Annotated in this window: 1 pseudogene; it reads right to left on the minus strand. The window is 71.2% G+C overall.

The features are described from left to right. Positions 1 to 219 (minus strand): annotated as a pseudogene (locus DSP71_RS23885) (phosphoglucomutase, alpha-D-glucose phosphate-specific); the annotation flags it as partial.

Consider the following 219-nt stretch of genomic DNA (forward strand, 5'->3'; position numbering starts at 1 on the left):
CTCTCCGCATAGAGCTTGTAGACGTCTTCGGTGCCCGAAGGGCGAGCGGCGAACCAGGCGTGCTCGGTCTGCACCTTGAGGCCGCCGATCGCCGCACCGTTGCCAGGGGCGTGCGACAGCTTCGCCGTGATGTCCTCGCCGGCGAGCGCGGTCGCCGTCACCGCCTCGGGAGCGAGCTTGCCGAGGGTCGCCTTCTGCTCCGGGGTCGCCGGAGCGTCG

This window comes from Microbacterium sp. H6 (genome assembly GCF_003314775.1).
Taxonomy (GTDB): Bacteria; Actinomycetota; Actinomycetes; order Actinomycetales; family Microbacteriaceae; genus Microbacterium; species Microbacterium oxydans.